Annotated in this window: 17 protein-coding genes; 16 read left to right on the top strand and 1 reads right to left on the bottom strand. The window is 40.7% G+C overall.

Annotated features, from left to right (window positions below):
- Positions 1 to 4 precede the first annotated feature (4 nt).
- The 11 genes from RBH95_RS01425 (at position 5) to RBH95_RS01375 (ending at position 13,340) form a co-directional block, all read left to right on the top strand.
- Positions 5 to 877 carry a peptidyl-prolyl cis-trans isomerase gene (locus tag RBH95_RS01425; RefSeq protein ID WP_307900960.1) on the top strand — a complete coding sequence of 291 codons (873 nt, stop codon included), beginning with the start codon at positions 5 to 7 and terminating at the stop codon, positions 875 to 877.
- The gene (locus tag RBH95_RS01420; RefSeq protein WP_307900959.1) at positions 874 to 1,866 is read left to right on the top strand and encodes a HupE/UreJ family protein; all 993 of its coding nucleotides are present in this window, start codon (positions 874 to 876) and stop codon (positions 1,864 to 1,866) included. The genes RBH95_RS01425 and RBH95_RS01420 overlap by 4 nt, the downstream gene beginning before the upstream one ends.
- Before the next feature lie 749 nt (positions 1,867 to 2,615).
- Positions 2,616 to 3,386 carry a hypothetical protein gene (locus RBH95_RS01415; protein ID WP_307900958.1) on the top strand — a complete coding sequence of 257 codons (771 nt, stop codon included), beginning with the start codon at positions 2,616 to 2,618 and terminating at the stop codon, positions 3,384 to 3,386.
- 66 nt (positions 3,387 to 3,452) lie between these two features.
- The gene (locus RBH95_RS01410; protein WP_307900957.1) at positions 3,453 to 3,893 is read left to right on the top strand and encodes a lipocalin family protein; all 441 of its coding nucleotides are present in this window, start codon (positions 3,453 to 3,455) and stop codon (positions 3,891 to 3,893) included.
- Between the two features lie 418 nt (positions 3,894 to 4,311).
- Entirely contained in the window at positions 4,312 to 4,950 is a 639-nt protein-coding gene (locus RBH95_RS01405; RefSeq protein WP_307900956.1) for a DUF6266 family protein, read from the top strand.
- A 231-nt stretch (positions 4,951 to 5,181) separates the two neighbouring features.
- Positions 5,182 to 6,246 (top strand): HEPN domain-containing protein, encoded by a 1,065-nt coding sequence (locus tag RBH95_RS01400; RefSeq protein ID WP_307900955.1) that lies wholly within the window; start codon positions 5,182 to 5,184, stop codon positions 6,244 to 6,246.
- Positions 6,247 to 6,474: 228 nt separating this feature from the next.
- Positions 6,475 to 7,068: a CHAP domain-containing protein gene (locus tag RBH95_RS01395; RefSeq protein ID WP_307900954.1), complete on the top strand. Its 594-nt coding sequence runs from the start codon at positions 6,475 to 6,477 to the stop codon at positions 7,066 to 7,068.
- A 143-nt stretch (positions 7,069 to 7,211) separates the two neighbouring features.
- Positions 7,212 to 8,804, top strand: a complete 1,593-nt coding sequence (locus tag RBH95_RS01390) for a glycosyltransferase family 39 protein (RefSeq protein ID WP_307900953.1) — start codon at positions 7,212 to 7,214, stop codon at positions 8,802 to 8,804.
- Between the two features lie 146 nt (positions 8,805 to 8,950).
- Positions 8,951 to 10,303 carry a carboxypeptidase-like regulatory domain-containing protein gene (locus tag RBH95_RS01385; protein ID WP_307900952.1) on the top strand — a complete coding sequence of 451 codons (1,353 nt, stop codon included), beginning with the start codon at positions 8,951 to 8,953 and terminating at the stop codon, positions 10,301 to 10,303.
- 60 nt (positions 10,304 to 10,363) lie between these two features.
- The gene (gene rsgA, locus RBH95_RS01380; protein ID WP_307900951.1) at positions 10,364 to 11,431 is read left to right on the top strand and encodes a ribosome small subunit-dependent GTPase A; all 1,068 of its coding nucleotides are present in this window, start codon (positions 10,364 to 10,366) and stop codon (positions 11,429 to 11,431) included.
- Between the two features lie 118 nt (positions 11,432 to 11,549).
- Complete coding sequence (locus RBH95_RS01375) at positions 11,550 to 13,340, top strand: cation:proton antiporter (RefSeq protein ID WP_307900950.1); 1,791 nt, start codon at positions 11,550 to 11,552, stop codon at positions 13,338 to 13,340.
- A gap of 235 nt (positions 13,341 to 13,575) precedes the next feature.
- Here the strand turns inward: RBH95_RS01375 and RBH95_RS01370 are convergent, their stop codons facing one another.
- Complete coding sequence (locus RBH95_RS01370; protein ID WP_307900949.1) at positions 13,576 to 15,465, bottom strand: hypothetical protein; 1,890 nt, start codon at positions 15,463 to 15,465, stop codon at positions 13,576 to 13,578.
- 165 nt (positions 15,466 to 15,630) lie between these two features.
- On the opposite strand from RBH95_RS01370, the gene RBH95_RS01365 reads away from it, so the two are divergent.
- The 5 genes from RBH95_RS01365 to RBH95_RS01345 are packed head-to-tail and all read left to right on the top strand — an operon-like array spanning position 15,631 to position 20,523.
- On the top strand, positions 15,631 to 17,874 hold the full coding sequence (locus RBH95_RS01365) for a molybdopterin-dependent oxidoreductase (protein ID WP_307900948.1): 2,244 nt from the start codon (positions 15,631 to 15,633) through the stop codon (positions 17,872 to 17,874).
- A complete protein-coding gene (locus RBH95_RS01360) occupies positions 17,871 to 18,404 on the top strand; it encodes a 4Fe-4S dicluster domain-containing protein (RefSeq protein ID WP_307900947.1) in 534 nt (177 codons plus the stop codon). Before RBH95_RS01365 ends, RBH95_RS01360 begins: the two co-directional genes overlap by 4 nt.
- 12 nt (positions 18,405 to 18,416) lie before the next feature.
- Positions 18,417 to 19,373, top strand: a complete 957-nt coding sequence (gene nrfD / locus RBH95_RS01355) for an NrfD/PsrC family molybdoenzyme membrane anchor subunit (RefSeq protein ID WP_307900946.1) — start codon at positions 18,417 to 18,419, stop codon at positions 19,371 to 19,373.
- Positions 19,374 to 19,383: 10 nt separating this feature from the next.
- Entirely contained in the window at positions 19,384 to 19,914 is a 531-nt protein-coding gene (locus RBH95_RS01350; RefSeq protein WP_307900945.1) for a YeeE/YedE thiosulfate transporter family protein, read from the top strand.
- Between the two features lie 18 nt (positions 19,915 to 19,932).
- Entirely contained in the window at positions 19,933 to 20,523 is a 591-nt protein-coding gene (locus RBH95_RS01345) for a YeeE/YedE thiosulfate transporter family protein (protein WP_307900944.1), read from the top strand.
- Positions 20,524 to 20,533: the final 10 nt, after the last annotated feature.

Below are 20,533 nucleotides of genomic sequence, written 5' to 3'. Positions count from 1 at the left end.
TTATATGAAACAACTTATTAAAGAACCCCTGATCCACTTTTTCCTGCTAGGCGCCCTACTATTTGTATTGTATAGTCAAGTAAACAAAAGCGATACTGAACAGGACATTGTTGTAGACAATGCCGATGTTGAACACATGGCCGAACTTTGGCGCATGCAATGGCAACGACCTCCAACCTCAGAAGAGTTACAGGGCCTTATCGACAAATATGTGAACCAAGAAGTCTTGTACCGGGAAGCCCTCAGGATGAACCTAGACCATAACGACGAGATTGTAAAACGCAGGCTCGCCCAAAAGATGGAATTCCTTGGGCAGGACCTTTCCGGTTTGGTGGCACCAGCTTCCGAAGACAACCTGAAAGCCTATTTTGAAGAGCATAAAAAAGACTTTGCCACACCTTACAGGTATAACCTGTACCAAATCCTGTTCACGGCAGACAATCATGTCAATCCGTATGACAAGGCCAAAGCCGTATTAAAAGAATATAACTCTTTAGACACTCAGGGCATGCGCGAAAAGGGCGATCCATTTCTTTTGGATTACGCCCTTCAAGACACCGATGCCTTTTACTTAAACCGTGAATTTGGCGAACAGTTTTCCCAACAATTGGAAACCTTGCCTACTGGGGAATGGGCTGGGCCAATAGTATCTGGCTATGGGGTACATTTGGTTTTTATTGAATCCAGAACACCGCCAAGCATTCCAAACTTTGCAGACGTGAAGGACAAGGTACAGCGCGACTACGAATACCAAATGGAGCAGGAAAGCCAAGCAGCCATCTTAAAAGCGCTTAGAGACAATTACAAGGTGCGCATTACAGCAGACAACCTTGAAAAAGCTACCATAGATGAACTGGCCCAAAACCAACAACCATGAAACGCTTCCTACGTTATATCTTATTGGTACTTGCGTTATTGTTCGCCCTTCCAACAGGAGCCCACGAGATCAGGCCTGCCTATTTGCAGATAGTGCAACAAAGCAACACCCAGTACCAAATACTATGGAAAGTTCCTGCCATGGGGGACCTATCATTAAAAATATACCCACGCTTCGAGGATGGTTTTCAGCTGAGTGAAGCCGGAATCCCAAGACCCGTAAGCGGTGCTATGATACACAACTATACCTTAGTTGGAAACCGTGCTTTGGAGGGTAGCCATATTGAAATTGTCAACCTCAACAAAACCATGGTCGACGTTTTGGTTAACATTACCTACCTCAACGGCGAAAAGGTCTCCCTGATGCTGCACCCAGACGCACCCATGGCCCTTTTACCCGGCAGCAGTAGCAAATGGCAAGTCGTACAAACCTACACGGTGTTGGGTGTGGAACACATTTGGTTTGGTATCGACCACCTATTGTTTGTCTTGGCCCTCATCATCATTACCAAAGGCTTTAAAAAATTAGTGACCACCATCACCGCCTTTACCCTGGCACACAGTATTACCCTAAGTATGGCCGTATTGGGCCTAGCCAATCTTCCCGGCCCACCAGTGGAAGCCATCATCGCTTTGAGCATCGTGTTTTTAGCGTTTGAAATGACCAAAATCCACGAAGGAAAACCCACCTTAACAGCCCAAAAGCCATGGTTAGTCGCCTTCAGTTTTGGTTTGCTCCATGGGTTTGGCTTTGCAGGTGCCCTAACGGAAGTCGGTTTACCGCAATCTGAAATTCCTTTGGCATTGGCCTTTTTTAATGTGGGTGTAGAATTGGGGCAGTTGGCATTTGTAGTTGCCGTATTGGGTATTTTAAGGCTATTGGCGCTCAAAAAAGACTGGCCTTTGGTTGTGAAAAACATTCCAGCCTATGCCATTGGTAGCATTGCCGCCTTTTGGACCATAGAGCGAGTGGTAGGATTCTTTGGTTAAGACCTAAAACCCTCAAAGAATAAGCCATTGTTGCCAATAGATTAAGAAATCATGAAGCCCAGGTATCCCTTTTTTTTACCAAAGGTACCTCAGTTATAGGTTTTAAATAGGCCCTTTTAAAGATAGGAATACCTGTTTGGGGAGTGACAAGAAATAATCCATCCTAAAAGAACTCGATCTCCATTATTTACAAACCTCTCTGCATACTTTCTTCTCTTTTGATACCCCTCTTTTTAAATGTCAAACCAAACGATGGCCTTAGATCTTTTTTTACCTTAAGTCCGCTATTGTTTCAATAAAGTCATTCCTTGGTTTTGAGACACTTATAAAACCTTCCTACCTCGCGGTGATTTTTAAGACACTTTTCAATTTTAAAAACTTTATAATATTTTTCCATATTAGATCGTTTTTCAGTAATTAGTATGAAAATTTATAATGAATAACGATACTGTTTTAACAGTTTAACCAACCAATCAAAACATGACACATAACCTACCAACCACACCCTTTCCTTTAGTTTCTAGAACAGTTCCCTTTGTACATATTAACAACTCCCAGCCATTTACGCTATAACAGCGTTCCTGTTGGGGCTATACGAGCCATAGACGGCACATGCGCAATACCTTCAAAAGGTACGGTAGGTGCCCTCTATATCTCAAGTCCTTTTGAGGACATCAAAAGCTTGATAGTTCCTTGCCCATAGCAAGGGACACCCCAAAAAACTTTCATTTAACAATTAACCCTAAATTATGATTTTAAAAAAATCACTTCTTGCCCTAACCTTGGCAGCAACCCTTTTTTCATGTAGCTCTGACTCTTCAGACAGCGATTCACAAATCCCCCAAGAAACAGGACACCTTAAGCAAATAACCTGGACTTTTACTGACGGTGAAATTTACTCCGAGACCCTTTCTTATGATGGAGACAAATTAATTTCCATTGAAGATTCTGATGGTTGGAAATTCAAATACATCTATGAAAACGATATGCTTATCAGAATAAATGAACTGAATGACTCTGGCATAGTAACCACATATACGTTATTAGAATATGACGTTGAGAATAGATTGTCTTCCTATACAGCCTACATCTCATCCATCAGTGAAGAATGGGGCTGGGACCTTACCTATAACGAAGATGGAACGGTATCCGAATCAAGCTACGAAAAAAGCTTTAACGGATCAATGCTTGGAGAACAAGAAAGTACCATTGTCCTAGATAATGGACAGATAACAGGATACTATGCGGACGGTTATAACTTTAATTACGAGTATGACAGCAATAATGGCATCTACAAAAACATCTCTCACATTGAGATTCTTAACTTAATGGATAGATCTTTTCAAGGATATTTTGAATCTGGTCTAAACAATTTAACCAAAATAACGGCTAATTATGGTGGAGAGGGATATGATAGAGAAGTTTATGAATATAGCTATAACTCAAACAACTACCCTGCAACAGCCAACTATTATTGGGAAGGAGAGCTTGACGCCACCATCGAGTATATTTATGAATAAGGCCTAAAAACCTTCAAAAAACTTATGTGCCAAATCACTATAAACAACAATCATTAAAACAAAAGAATGAAACAACTTATGAAAACCCCAAAAATTATTGCCGCACTTGCTATTGGACTATTAGCATCCTGTAGCAGTGATGACAGCAACGACAATACCCCTGCAACTGCCAGCATTATTGGAGAATGGGAATTAACCTCTATCACTTCAAACGGCGAAGAGCTTGTTGAAAATCCAGATTGCCTGGACAGAGTTATCTTTTCCGAAAGCACTTATGACTATTCAGAATATTTCGATTTTGAAGATGGTAATGGCTGTACGCTTGTGAGCGGCGAAGCAACCCCAGAAGCCTATGTACTAAGCGGCACCACACTTTCAGTAACTGATGAGGGAGAAGCTCTCCTTTATGAAATTTTGGAACTTAGTGAAACTACTATGAAACTAAAAGATGTCTATACCGACGGAGGAGAAACGTTTACGGATATAGAAACCTATAACAGATTATAAACCAAAGTAACGGCGCATAAACTTAACTTACAAAGCAGCAAGATTCTATAAACACTTAAAGGGTCTATTGCTGCTTTGTTAATTAAAGCCTTCTTGTAAAAAGTGTCTAAAATAGGCACATTTTTTTGTTTGAAGCATATATGGTTTGTATGAGAATGATTTGTCATCAAAAAATTGTAAAACCTCCATAGACATCCCTTCGACTACCTTCCATCTAGTCCCTTCGTATTTCCTTCAAGAATACTTTGAGAAAGGCCCCATGTGTTCAAGGAAAACACAAAGAATTCACGAACAAAATCCTAATATAGTTAGACAAAAGTTGGACACAATAAAATAAATTCTCACATTTTTTTTGCATAACTAACAGAATTACAATAAATTAAAGCCATAAAACTAACCCTTTAATTGACTTTGCATCATGGCACAACTTCCCAACGGGATTATGGGAGGCATTTCGGGAAAATTAGGTCCTCTGGCAGGAACTTCCTGGAAAGGCATCAATGTGTTTCGCTCCATACCTGCGAACACCAACCACCAACCCACCCCAGCGCAACAGCAACAACACGACAAGTTTAAAACTGTTTCTGCGTTTTTAAATCCGCTGAAACAACTCATTAACCACACCTTTAACGCCTCGGGACTTTCAAAAACCGGCTATAACCTGGCCATGTCCTACCATTTGCGCGAGGCGCTACTTCCTCAAGGTGACAGCTTTAAAATTCAATACGCCAAGGCACTCGTTGCCATGGGGCCCTTACGAGGACTAGAAGTAACCCACATGCAGCAGCCCACTTCGGGCCAATTGCAATTGCAATGGTTGGACAACAGCACAAAAGCTATGGCCCACCCCACAGACAAACTAGTTATCGTATTGTATAGCCCACAAACACACAATTACTTTTGGCAGCTTACTGATACCCCTAGAAACTCACAACAATTCAGTATGGCCCTCCCCGATGTTAGCGAGGGGATGCAATGGCACGTATGGGCCGCCTTTATGGATACCTATACCCAAACAGCGTCATTGAGTGATTATTTTGGGGTGGTGGAAGTGTAAAATACTGCTACATATATCTAGAAGGACAGAACATTAATAGCCATGCGATAGAATCTTGTAAGGACCCGGAGGAATCACTATTTCAGTTGATAACTACGCTATCCTGCTATAGTATCGCATGGCCATTAAAGTTTAGGGATTACTTTGTAGGAATTATAACTATATTAGACGAAGTAAAATAACACCTTAAAGGTCTTATTAAATATTTTAATATTTCCGACAAACAAAACGATGACTAAATTAACTGAAGAATTTCAAGATTGGATATTTATTACTCCCATACACGGTCTTGAATTAACTAAAGATGTTAAGCAAGAATTCACAGTCAACCGCGTTACTTTTGTAGCAAAAAGTAAACTTCCTCGGATTAGAAAAAGATTAGGTCTACCCACCACATTTTCTGATTTGACCAATATAATTCCTGAAAATCATATCAAGTTTAAAGAACGGATTGATAACTTCTTCAAAACAGAAAAAACATTCGCAGTTTTGCCTTATAAAGGAAATCCGAAAGAAAAACAAAATGAATGCATACGATTAATATTAGAGGAACTAAACATTCTCTCCTTATCCCAAATTGGGTGGTCGAATAGGCAGTTTAATAAAAAGCTTGAAATAAAAACATCTGACAACACGTTAATCTACCAAACTATTCATATAAATAAGCACAAGAAAACATTCAACAATAGATATCAAAACAAAACTAATATCGTCCCTTTAATATTAGACAACAAATGGGTTAACTTCCATAAGAGTTTTTTCTTTTTTGAACTACTAAAAGTAATAAGGGGAGAAACAAGTGTAAGTAAGAAATGGAGAACAAAGATACATCGTACCTCAGCCATGGTTGGACAAAGCCAAAATTCTAACGATCTAACTTTCTGTCTAATTTGGAATGTAATAGCACTTGAAATGCTTTTAATTAATGACGAGGATAAAATTTCTTCAAAATTAATTTCTCGATGTGAGTATTTCTTGGGATGGCATGAAGCTTGGGTTAATGAAAAATATGCAGAAAGAATTAAAGAAATTTATTCAAAACGATGCGAATTTGTACATAAGGGTGACACAAAACTTATTGAAACAAAAGATTTGATATTTACTGATGATTTAATATTTAACTTATTAAACAATATCATCAGATGCAAAAGTAAATTCCTTGACTTTAAGGACATCCTGAACTACAGTGAGAAGTATGAAGCGGAAAAAGTTTTAAATATAAAATCAAAATATCAATTTGGAAAGTTTCAATTAATGACAAAAAAATACTCTGAAGAAGAATGTAAAAACATTTAAAATATTTCTTTGCCTCAGCCATAGTGTAGGATTCATCGTACCTAAAAACCTCGATTGATATAAATCCCTATAAATCAACCGTTAAAATTCTTGTTCCACACCACTTCCATTAACGTTGTAAGGGTCCTTCACAATCAAAAAAAAAAGATTTGCTAAATTTAGATAGTCACTGAAAGACTTTAACTGCCATAAAAAACCTAAAACCCAAACCGAACAAAACCCGAAGCATTGATTTCAAAAAAAAGATTCTATTCAATAACAGTATTGGTAGTGACTGTAATTTTGGGTACATGGTCCTTCAATAAGGTTGTGTTCAACACGCGGCATGAGGTAGGCCAAGCCATAGACAGCCTTAACCATGTGGTGGTGTTTTATAACGGCAAGGTAGGCAATGTGAATGGCAGAAATGTTACAAAGGACGGCTACAACCTAGGCTTAAAATACCAATGTGTTGAATTTGTAAAACGGTATTACTACCAATATCTCCACCATAAAATGCCCGACAGTTATGGGCATGCCAAGGACTTCTTTGACAAAACGCTTCAAGACGGACAAAAAAATAAACGCCGCAACCTAATACAGTACAGCAATTCTAGCGCTGCAAAACCTAAAACGAATGACCTTTTAGTATTTGACTCCACCCTGTATAATCCCTATGGTCACGTGGCCATTGTTTCAGGGGTCACAGAGGACAGCATAGAAATCATCCAACAGAATCCGGGGCCATTGGGCTCCTCTAGGGAGACCTTTCAACTTAGCCACCAAAACAATAAATGGCAAATACAAGACAGCCATATCCTAGGATGGTTAAGAAAACAATAAAAATAGCAGAGCTCCACTGTTCTATTACTATTCTACCTCTTTCAATATAGAACCTCCAAAACAAACCTCGAAAAAATCATTATCTTTAAGAAAGCACGAACAAAACCGAGAACTCTTGTCACCTAACCAAATGTAAAACCACCATGCAATTGCTAACCAAACCTTGGCTTTACCTAATCATCGTCCTTGCCAGTTTTGCCATGAAATGTCTCACTATAGATAATAGACACTATTGGCGAGATGAAATCTACACCATCTACCATACCTCCGGAGATACCGAGCTAAGCTTGGATGCAAAAATCGCCAAAAATGAGATCCATAATATTGCCTATTTCAAAAAATTTCTAATCAAGGATCCTGAAACGCTTAGTTTGGGCAATCAATATGCACAAATGTGGCAAATGGTAAACCTTAACCCCTTGCACTATTATGTTTTGGGGGTTTGGCAACGCATAGTGGGTCACAACTATGTGCACTACCGTTATTTTAGTCTGCTGCTCTTTGTACTATGTCTTCCCGTACTTTTCCTATTGGCAAAGCAACTCTTTAAATCCAACCTTGCCGGTTGGATGGCCATAAGTCTATTTTCGATGTCTCCCTATTTTCATATTTATGCACATGAAGCCCGTTACAATATGTTGCTTTGCTTTATAATACTATGTCTGCACAGTTTCCTTCTATTGGCTCTAAAAACCAATAAACTAAAATTTTGGATCGGTTATGGACTTTTTGGAATATGCACCTTGTATGCATCCCTAACTGCAGGAGTCATCTTATTTGGACATTTTTTATACGTGCTTTTGTTTAAACGCAACACCTTAAAACCCTATGTTACCACGGGCGTATGCATATTAGCTGGTTTCGCTCCATGGGCCATAAAAATCTACAACCATAGCTCTGGAATTACCAATGCACTCTCTTGGCAGACCCATTTTTTTGAACTTTCTCCCTTTTCTCTATTAGCCAATCAACTTATGAATTTTAGCAGAACATTTGCTATATTTTCATTGACAGGCGAATGGATTACCAACTATTTTACCCATAGTTTCGAGGGCATTAACCTAGTACAACTTATTGTTAACATTTTAGTTTTAATTATAATAGCATGGGCATTTTTCCTGCTATACAAAAAAGTAACACGAGACACATTTTGGTTCATTATCTTCATTACGTTTCCATTAACTGCCTTCTTCTACACCCAAGATATCATAAGAGGAGCCATGGCTTCTGTGGTAGCCAGATATCAATTGGGCACTTACCTAGGGGTGTTATTGTTAATGTCCTTTTTCTTCTCAAATGGCATAAAAACTAAAAAGCTTCCAACCACCCTGATATTTTTTGTATTTATTGGTTTGGGAATAGCCTCACTTAACATTATTAGGCTTGATTGGCGCAGTTATACCGTAACCCCAAAATATAAGCATGCCGCGACTGCTAAATACTTGAACCGCCAAGACAACATACTTATTATTACCGACGGAACCAATCCTCATCACTTTTGGGGTGATTTTTTATCTATTGTCAACAAAATTGAAACGAATAATATCGATGTGTTATACGTAGACGACTCTATTCAAGGAGTGCAAAACATAATTCAGAAGACCAATAAATCCTATAAAAAGGTTCTTTTCACCATGATGTCTGATAAGTTAAAAGAAAATATGCAAACTCAATTTGAAGGGAACTGGAAAAAAATCGAAGCTATTGAAATTAATGACTCTTGGGAAAAACTATAAAGGATGCTTTTAAAAAACCTTTCAAAATAGAACCTCCAATTCAAACCCCTAAAAAATCACTATCTTTAATAATCCACAGCAACACCCTAATTACAAACCACATAGCAACCTAAAACGGCACATTTTTAATCTTTGGATTCTGCGACATGAAACTAACGCTACTTTTATTTTTTTCGGTTTGTACCGTAGCTGCGCAAAACATTAGTGGTAACGTTTTGGAACTGGGCAGCAATACCCCCATAGAATATGTTAATGTATATTGGGAAAAAGGCCGTGTGGGTACCATAACCAATATCAATGGCGAATACCATTTAGAACTTGGCAAAAACATGACTCCTACTGATACCATTCGGTTTTCCATTATTGGCTACACCACCAAACATTACACACTTTCTCAGCTAAAAAAGTTAGACTTTACCGTGCATTTATCAAGAAAGGCCGAAAACCTTGAAGCCGTTACCGTAAACTCCCAAGCGGCACTAAAAACCAGCCTACCCTTTTCTAGACTAGCCCATTTAAAACAAGCTGTTTATGGATTTGGAAGTCTATTACACAATAATCATATTTATGTGGTAGGGGGTAACGCCAGCTATCTTGAAGATAGCGAAGAACGAGTGCTTAACGAAATAAGCAGTATACCAGGCGCCACTATTGTAGATTTCATAGAAAAGTCCGAAAGCAATTTTACTTGGGAACATTATAGCGACCAACTGCAAACGTATGACATAACAAACGACAGCTGGTCAACGGCCGATATCAAGTTTACAAAAAGAGCCTACCATAAACTACTCCACCTTGACGATAAGCTTTATGTTTTAGGAGGAAAAACACTCTCCGTTAACAAGAAATATGAATATCTAGATAACACCATAGAAGTCTTCAACCTAACAACAAAACAACGTATTGTTGACGACACCAATCCACATCAAGCCATCAACTTTGCCGCTATGACCTACAAGGACAACATTATTGTAATGGGCGGCTCTACTAAAATGAATAAGCATGGAGAGAAAGTCTATAGCAATAAAGCCCATATGTACAATACCACTTCGGGGTATTGGTATGAGCTTCCAAACATGACCAAACCTAAAGAAGCCAATGGCATCCTAATTAAAGACAAGGTCTTTCTTATTGGTGGTTTTAATGAGGAACCTTTAAACAAAATTGAATGTTACAACTTGACCAACGGCACTTGGACCACAGAAGGTAATTTGTTTTTGGGGATGGAAAACCCCGCACTTGCCCATCACGACAACACTATCTATATATTTAGCAACGGTAAAATGCTAACCTATAACATTGAGAATAAAGTTATCAACGAATACACTATAGAGCTCTATGTAAAATACGCTGAAATGTATTACCATCAGGGCTATTTATACATTTTAGGCGGCTTTAAAGAAGATAACTATAGTATTACCCCTTCTTCAAGGGTCAGTGCTGTGAGCCTGAATGATTTTAAAAGAACCCGAAGTAACAAGTCTAAAACCTTGGATTAAGCCGTTGAGACCAACTTAAAAAGCTATCCAACAAAATAGAATATACACAACCATTGAAAAATGACACTTGAAGATTTAGGATACAATAGCAACATAGAAACCTATCGCATACAGCATGCACTTGATGGTCTTAAGTTAGGGCGCGTAATTGCCGAACACAAGGAGCGCTACATAGTAAAAACTGCAGAAAAAGATTATGAAGGCGAAATATTGGGCAATTTAAGATACTCGGCCCAAAGTAGAGCCGATTTCCCCGCTGTAGGAGATTGGGTGGCCATATCCGATTATGATACCGATAAAGTGCTTATCCATGCCGTACTGCCAAGGATCTCCATTTTACAACGGCAGGCAGTAGGCAAAAAAGGGGACGCACAAATCATTGCCACCAATATAGACACCGCCTTTATTGTACAGGCCGTCGACAGGGATTTCAGCATCAATCGCATTGAGAGATACTTGACTATTTGTAATGCCTCAAAAGTAAATCCGGTAATTATTTTAAATAAAATTGATTTGATTACAGAGGTCGCTCTAATGGAACTATTGGACAGCATAAAAAAAAGAATCCCCAGCATACCCGTATTTGCTATCAGCAACGCCACACAACAAGGGATTGAGGTAGTGACCTCGTTAATTGAAAAAGGAAAAACCTATTGTCTTTTGGGATCCTCCGGCGTTGGAAAATCGACCCTTTTAAACACGCTCTCAGGCCATGCGTTCATGAAGACAAGTGCTATTAGCGAGCACACCGGCCGAGGGCGTCATATAACTACGCATAGGGCGCTGCAGGTTTTAGACAATGGAGGCATTATAATAGACAACCCCGGTATGCGCGAAGTCGGTATTACCGATGTCTCTGAAGGATTGGAACGCACCTTTGAAAACATTGTAGAACTATCGCAGCAATGCAAATTTAAAGACTGTACCCACACCACCGAACAGGGCTGTGCGGTTATAGCAGCCGTTGAGCGCGGCGATATAGACCACATGTCCCATGACAACTACCTTAAAATGGAACGGGAAAAAGACCATTATGAAGCAACCGTTGCGGAAAAGCGTAAAAAGGACAAGGATTTTGGCAAAATGATCAAGCAGTTTAAAAAGACAAGAAAACGGGATAAATATTAAGCCAAAGGCCTCGTGAATCCCTTAACAAAAAACAAGTACTATAAGTCCGTTTACCAACACACTAAATCTATCTACAGTTCTTGATTTAGTGTTGAAAAAAAGTTAAATTTAGAAGACATTGGAAGCTTTCGACCTAAATATCATCAATCTTTTGGCATTACTGATAGCCGCATGGCTTGCGGGTGCTGCCGCAAGACGCATTGGCTACCCTTCTATTTTAGGCGAACTGGTCATAGGGATCCTTTTAGGCCCCGGACTTTTGGGCTGGCTGGAATATACCGAAACCATTAGAGTCCTCTCGGAAATAGGAATCATGTTACTGATGGTTTACATTGGTATTGAAATTGATTTTAAAGACCTTAAAAAGGCATCATGGCCTGGACTTCTGGCCTCCATAGGAGGCTTTGCCGTACCCTTTGTTTTAGGCTATTATGCCACTATTTGGTTTGGTGGTGATGCCATGGCCGGTATGTTTGTTGGTATGGCCGTAGGGGTAACCTCATTGGCCACCAAAAGTAGGATTCTGGTTGATTTAAAACTCCTTAACACGAGGATTGCCTATGTTCTCATGGCCAGTGCCCTAATATCGGACACCTTGGCTTTATTGATTTTTGCCGGCATTCTGAGTGTTGCCGCCATGGGCACTTTTGATGGTTCCGAACTTTTGATTGTTGCCCTTAAAGCTATTGCCTTCTTTGCCGTGACTATTCTTATTGGTTTACATCTCCTACCACGATTAGGAAAGTATCTCTCCAAGTTTAAATCGGCCAGCAGCACCTTTTTCTTTACCAGTATTATCATTGTAGCCCTAGCCTACGCCGAACTGGCAGAGCTAGCAGGTATGCACAGTATTTTAGGCGCTTTTATGGCCGGTCTATTCATCAAGGATAATCTATTCCCAAAAAACATTTCAAAAGAACTCCACAAAGCCTTTTATGATGTTTCCATCGGTTTTTTGGCTCCGGTATTTTTTGTGTCGGCAGGGTTTATGGTAAACCTAAACGTCTTTCAAACCAACCTTTCCATGTTGCTAACTATTATAGCCCTAGCCATTATTGGAAAGATATTGGGAGCAGCCCTTTTTTACCTGCCTACAGGTTTGGGGTGGCGAGAAGGGGTCGCTGTTGGGGCAGGAATGAATGGGCGTGGAGCTGTAGAAATCATCATTGCCGGTATTGGTCTTGAAATGGGAATTATAAATCAGGATATTTTTTCCATTCTGGTATTTATGGCCATTTTAACCACCATGACCGTTCCTTTTTTATTGAAATGGACCACCGATTGGCTGAAACGACGTGGCGAATTGGTAGTGATGAACAAGCGCGAAGGCTTGCTAATATTAGGGGCTAATCCGTTAAGCCTTTTGATTGCTCAATATTTAAAAGACCAAACCAAAATTACCTTTATAGACGCCAACCAAGACATTGTAACACAAACCCAGGAACAAGGCTTTGTTTGCTACCATGGAAACGCCCTCCAGGAAGACGTACTGGCCGAAACTGGCGCTGACACCATTCATACGTTTATAGCAGCTACAGCCAATACCGAAGTGAATATACTGGCTACACAATTGGCCAGTGGCAGCTTTCAGATTCCCCATACCCATGTGCTGCTTTCCAAGAGCAACTATATGGCAGGCATCGATATTTTAGAACTGTCAAACACCACCAGCTTATTTGCATCCGGTATTGATGTGAGTTATTGGTTCAATAAAATCTCCTCAAAGGACATCATCAAAAAAATTGATACGATAACCGAACCTACTCCGGCTAGAACCTGGATAAAACAACAAATAGCATCTAAAAAAGAGACGCTTCCTTTGATTATAGAGGATGCCTCTGGGGAAAAACTCCTGTTCCATTTTGGATATCAACTACAACCCTCAGATAAAGTACATTATATCATATAAGGAATCACATTAAAAAATAGGCTGTCCTTTTCTCATAAGGAAAAGTGACCAGTTCAATATGCATTCCCATAAACTAAACCACTATAATCTTAAAGTTCATAGGTTTGGTTTCTGAATGAAAGTCCATTCACAAGTATAATTTTGCCACGAATACCCAAATAGCCATGTCTTTTTAGGGAAATACATTCGTGAATTTGTGGCTTATAAAAACTTCTCAAACCTAACAGTTATCCGTTTATTGTACAGGCAAAATACAAGCCTTGCTCAATTGTTTCAGACTCATTTCCAATCCCTGTTCCAAAGTTTGCTGCATGACCTTGGACGTATCATCATGGCACTGTAAACAGGCCCCAACTAATAACAAACGCTTTTGTTCCTCAACAGAAAAAGGTCTAAAATTGGTTCTTGTTGATGTTGGTTCTTGGGCAGTTTCTTCTTTCATAAAAGGTATCCATGCATCTTCCGGCAAACCATCGTTAGGATTTAAGGCATATTCTGGGGTAAAGACCCATTCCCCTATTTCTTTATTTGTTTGATATACCAAAGTTCCGTTGCCATAGCCCAAAGTATAGGGATTGGCATGGCAGGATTTACAATCTCGCACCGCTTTAGTAGTGGTATGTGGTGCATTGGGCGCAAAGAGTCTATGGAAGGATACATCAGTATCGGGGTGACCGCTGTAGCTCCCTTTATCTATGGTCATGACCATCCCCGGTATGGCGGGTTCAACCATAATACCGTCGTTATGCTCTCTAACCCCTAAAGCCGGTTGCGAGGCCGAAAATTCAGCGACGTATTCCTTCCATTGGCCTTTCGCCAATTTCTTATCCAACAAATCGAAAGCCTGGGCTTCATTGCCATCAAACTTATTGTGACAACCAATACAGCGTGGTGTCCATGAGGAATGACAGGCACTACAGCTCACATTTTTATGGGCATTGTCACGAGAACAAACAGCCGATTGCGGTGCTAGAGGATGTAATTTCTGATCCTTTTTTCCGATTAAAAAGGCATTCCCCAAAGAGTCCACATAGGTATTTATAAGAGGTCGCCCATCTTCTTCCTTAACTAAAATTTCTTTATCACGGTGCTCATAACCCCTGTGTAAATAAACAAATCTACTTTCCCTATCAATCGAATCGAAAGGAACCGTACGAGGCTTGGATTTGAAATGGCAATCATTGCATTTCAGGGTAACGGCATCTTCGGCGTGGGAATAGGTCTTACCATCGCCCATCACCTCGTGAGAGGAATGACAATCGATACACAATAGACCCTTAGTATGGTGCACATCTTCCTGCAACTGTTTATAGACCCTTTTGTCTTCCAACACCATATGCCCCTTGGCATGGACCACCTCAGCTTCATCCAATAAAGTTTCCTGAAGCCCTATATAATTGGTGGAAATCCTGCTGGAACGACTATGACAGCCAAAACAATGGGTATCATCCATAAACACATCACTAGAAGGATGCACCTGTGGCATCTGGGTTTTGTTGGATGCCATATAACTAGAAAGGTCGGCTTTGGCTTGTTGGGAATAATTTAAATGACAAGCATTGCAACCTCCCCCCCGACTTAATTGGGTAATAGGACCATAATCGGTTTTTTGGGCACCCAAATGGCAATTGGCACACAAATCCCGCAAGTGTTTATCGGCAGCCGAATACTGCAAGTCTTTAATGTGGTAATAGGCATTCAAGCTATCGGCTTCACCAAACACAAATTTATCGACCGCCACCAACCCACTATTGGTAGTCATAAGGGAGTGCTCTACATTGTGTAATTCGTTGGCATGGCATTTTCCACAGGTCTTTTGGGCATCGGCTAAATTACCCGGTATCAAAACCATGCCTTTATGCGCTTCCTCTTTATTAAAGGAACTTGTATTTCCCAAATGGCAATTGGCGCAGCCTATGAGTTTTGGATTGTGGTATTCTGAAAAACCCTTGGTTTGCTGATGGCACTGCATACAGGATTCACCTTCAGAAACAACCTTACCTTCATATTGCTCCCCTGAAAATTCCTGAGACCTAAAAACATCCGTATGCCTCACAACATAAAGCAAGCCAAATAACAAAATGGCCAGTGCAAAAATCCATCTAAAATAGGTCTTTTCTTTCATAGTGAGCGCTTGTTCAAATTTACAATAAATCTTCCCCCAAAACACTATCAAAAAAGGGCTTCAACTGTAACAATTGTTACAAGAAACCAAGTGTAGAAATGATACTTTTAAACTGTCTAAAAAGATTAAAAAATTCCTTAACTTTAAGAACCAATCCAAATAGCTATGGTGACATCCAGAAGAAAATTCATCAAAATTTCAGCTTTAGGGTTAGGGGGCTTAGCACTTTCCTCTTCAGCAGTCAATTTATTAGCGCCCAATCCACTCTTGGATGCTGCCGTAAAAGAGAACCTTGCCAAAAAACTTTCCAGAACTGCTACCTATTGTGAGGTATGCTTTTGGAAATGTGCCGCCTGGGCCTATACAGACGAAACTGGCGACATCAAAAAAGTGATTGGAAATGATGATGACCCGCACTGTAACGGAAGACTCTGTCCAAGAGGTACGGGAGGAATTGGCATGTACAGCGATGAAGATCGCCTTAAAACACCTTTAATAAGAACCACCATAAACGGTGAAGAAACTTATAGGGAAGCCAGTTGGGAGGAGGCCTTGGACCTGATTGCCGAGAAATTCACAGAAATTAAACAGAAGTACGGCCCTGAATCGTTCGCGCTTTTAAAACACGGGTCTCCAGGAAGTCATTTGGAACACCTCTTTAAAGCCTATGGTTCCGACACCATTGCTGAACCTGCCTACGCACAATGTAGAGGCCCAAGAGAAACGGGCTTTGGACTCACCTTCGGCTCATGGGTAGGCTCTCCAGAACCTACCGATATCAGGGACACCAAATGTTTAGTGCTTATTGGCTCCCACATTGGAGAGAACATGCACAATACGCAAGTTCAGGAAATGTCTGACGCCATCGATAATGGCGCCACGATTATTACCGTAGATCCTAGATTTTCTACGGCGGCCAGTAAATCGTCGCATTGGTTACCTATCAAACCCGCGACTGACATTGCCTTACTACTTTCTTGGATGCATGTGTTGATTGAGGAAGAGCTTTACAATAAAAAATACGTTGAAAAATATGCCATTGGTTTCGAGGAACTAAAAGCCCACGTAAAACCGTATACTCCGGAATGGGCCTACGGCATCACCACCATAAAACCGGATAGCATTAGGGAAACGGCTCGCCTTATGGCTGCGGCCGCCCCAGCTACCATTGTACACCCTGGACGCCATGTGACTTGGTATGGAGACGACTCGCAACGCGAACGTGCCATTGCCATTTTAAATGGTCTTTTGGGCTCTTGGGGTAACCGAGGTGGGTTCTACTTTAAAGAGAAAATCAGTATTCCAAAATATCCGCATCCAGCCTATCCAGAGCCTAAATGGGGTTGGCATGAAATAGGTCAGCAATATCCATTTGCTGAAATGGGCAATACTTCGGAAGTAGTCAAGGCGACCATTCCTAATGAAGATAATCCATATCCTATCAAAGCATGGATGATTGCAGGAACCAATTTAATAAACACCCTACCACAGCGAGAACAAACCCTTGAAGCGATTAATGCGGTTGAATTTTTGGTCGTGGTAGATACCATGCCAATGGAAATCACAGGCTATGCCGATGTGGTGCTTCCGGAATGCACCTATTTAGAACGTTATGACGGTATTCGCTCTGCCACCAACAGACATCCGTCCATTGCTGTTCGTATTCCAGCTGTAAAGCCTAAATACAATTCCAAACCTGCCTGGTGGATCAGTAAACAAATTGGCGACCGTATTGGTTTGGGCGATTATTTCAATTACAACGATTTTGAAGAGGTCATTGAATGGCAACTCAACAAATTGGGGACTTCTTTGGATGAAATGAAAAAGATAGGCGTTAAGAACTTCGAAAGAACCTCTGGACCATTGTTCCTCGAAGAAGGACAGGATTATGTGTTTGGTACTCCAAGTGGAAAAATAGAATTTTATTCTCAGGAATTGGCAGATTTAGGATTCGATCCTATGCCTGTCTACACCCACCATCCGCAACCACCACAAGGGTTTTACAGGTTGAATTACGGAAGATCTCCAATGCACACGTTCAGTAGAACGATTAACAACCCTTATTTAAGCGATTTAAAAAGTGAAAACACCCTTTGGGTCAACCCAAGGGTAGCCCGAATCCTAGATCTAAAAAAAGACCAGCCCGTTTGGCTTAAAAACCAAGATGGCATTCTATCTGCTTTCCCTATCAAAGTGAGGGTTACAGAGCGTATTCGTTGGGATTCTGTGTATATGTACCATGGCTTTGGCCATAACAATAAAAAATTGACCCGTGCCTTTGGAAAAGGTGCCAGTGACGCCGAACTTATTTCCCAAATCGTCGTAGATCCACTAATGGGTGGTACCGGTTTAAGAGGAAACTTTGTTTCTATTTTAACCGAAGACCCACATAAAAATACAATGGTATGAGATATGCAATGGTGATAGACACCTTAAAATGTGTTGGCTGCAGTGACTGTGTGGTCGCTTGCCAAACAGAAAACAATGTGCCCCATGGCTATTGCAGGGATTGGATTACTGAAGCTGTTAGCGGCTCCTACCCTAACCTAGAATTGGAATTGCGCTCGGAACGTTGTAACCATTGCGCCAATCCGCCATGCGTAAGATGCTGTCCAACTGGGGCTAGTCATGTGGTGGTAGGCGGCATTGTTTTGGTGACTGCAGACCAATGTATCGGCTGTGGCGCCTGTATAGAATCCTGTCCTTACGATGCCAGATACCAACACCCCGATGGCTATGTAGACAAATGTACGTTTTGCCACCACCGCTTGGAAAAAGGGCAACAGCCCGCATGTGTCTCTGTATGCCCAACAAAATGCATGTATTTTGGCGATTTGGACGACCCGAATAGCGAAATATCCCAATTGTTGAAAAACAGAAAACATAAAACCCTATCCCCAGAGGCAGGAACCGATCCTCACGTGTTTTATCTCATTTAACGCTAAAGTACCATGGAAGAAGAACTATTTACAAGCGGCCGAAACATTCCAAACATTGATCCTTCATTACAAATTTGGCATTGGCCCATCTCCCTGTATCTATTTTTGGGAGGACTTGCTGCAGGCATTCTATTCTTTGCAGCTTTATTCTACCTTATGGGAAAAGAAAAACAGTATCCTGCTCTGAAAGCAGCCGCTGTTATACCGCCAATCGCCCTATCCATTGGTCTCTTGGCATTGGTTTACGATTTAACCCATCCACTATACACCTGGCGATTATACACCACTTTTAGGATAGAATCCCCTATGTCCTGGGGCGCTTGGGTATTACTCATTACCACACCGCTATCCTTTTTATGGTTATTCAGCTTTTACCGAAGTGCTTTCCCTAACATGGAATTGAAACTCAAACTCTTTAAAAAATTTAAGTTTTTAGAGAAATTCGAAAAATTCCTTATTGCCAACAGAACCTATATGGCTTATGCCCTTGTTCCCTTATCGATAATTTTGGGGGTGTATACAGGTATTTTATTATCGGCCTTTAATGCACGTCCTCTGTGGAACAATGCTATTCTGGGGCCACTGTTCTTAACCTCTGGTTTATCTACAGGAGCCGCAGCCATTATTTTACTGTCTAGAAATAGAGAAGAACGCCATCTGTTCAGTAAAATAGATTTAGCCCTAATTGTCATAGAAATTGCCCTGATCACCCATATGATTATGGGCTATTATGCAGGTTCGCAAGTACAATTGGAGGCCATGGACCTTTTGGTTGGCGGTGAATTTACCCTGATGTTTTTTGGCTTCGTGATCCTTTTGGGCTTACTCGTTCCTGCTATTTTGGAAGTCATTGAATTATTAGGTTATAAAGTCCCCGTAGCAGTTCCGGCTATTTTAGTCATCATTGGCGGGCTTATTTTTAGGTTTATTATGGTAGAAGCAGGACAACTTACCCGATACCTGTATTAAATTATTTGTTATGAATACAAAACACAAAGCAAACCCACACCTATACTGGAACCCCTATTTTGGAGGTTTCCTATTGGGCATCATCATTATTTTTACCTTTTACCTTACCGGTAGAGGTTTGGGAGCCAGTGGCGCCATGAAAAGCAGTGTGGTAACAGTCGTTGAAAATGTCGCTCCCAAACACGCCGAAAGTAACAGCTATTACAGCCAGTTTATCAAGGAGGGGGACTCCCCTATGAATACTTGGCTGGTATTTGAAGCCTTAGGGATTTTGATAGGCGCCTTTATTTCGGGGAGTATCAGCGGACGCATCAAGTGGCGCGTTCAGCATTCCCCTAAAATAACGACTAAACGCCGTTTGATTTTTGCGCTTATAGGAGGTGTTTTATTCGGACTCGGCGCTCAAATTGCAAGAGGATGTACTAGTGGTGCCGCTTTAAGCGGCATGGCCGTATTGTCAACAGGAGGGTTTCTTACTATGCTGGCCATTTTTGGATCGGCCTATGCCTTCGCGTATTTTTTTAGAAAGAACTGGATTTAAAATTTAAAAGATAGAATTATGGGACCTTTAATTCCTGGCGGTTATATTCCAATGGAATGGGATAGTATCATAGCCATATTCATTGGCATTGCCTTTGGCTTTGTCTTGGAAGCTTCAGGCTTTTCATCCTCGCGAAAATTGGCCGGTGTGTTTTACGGCTATGATTTCGCCGTATTGAAAGTATTCTTTACCGCAGCAGCCGTATCGGTGATTGGCATTTACTATATGGATTACTTGGGATATCTGGATATCTCACAACTCTATGTGCACCCTACTTATTTATGGGGGGCCATCATAGGTGGTGTAATTATGGGAGCTGGTTTCGTAACCGGCGGGTTCTGCCCGGGCACCAGTTTATGTGCGGTAGCCATTGGTAAATTGGATGCTTGGGTGTATGTAATTGGCATCATGATTGGCGTCTTTATATTTTCAGAACTCTTCAATCTTTTTGAACCCATCTATGACGGCTACAACTTTGGCAATATTACTTTGATAGATTCCTTTGGTTGGAATCCTTACTGGGTCATTTTTGTGTTTGCCATTATTGCCGTAGTTGCCTTTGGCATTGCCGATATGGTTAGAAAAAGAGTAAAAAGTGTGTTTTACTAATTAAACTTGA

Source organism: Mangrovimonas sp. YM274 (assembly GCF_030908385.1).
Lineage (GTDB): Bacteria > Bacteroidota > Bacteroidia > Flavobacteriales > Flavobacteriaceae > Mangrovimonas_A.
The sequence above is the reverse complement of the archived record's forward strand: the minus strand, read 5'-3'. Positions and strand labels throughout refer to the sequence as shown.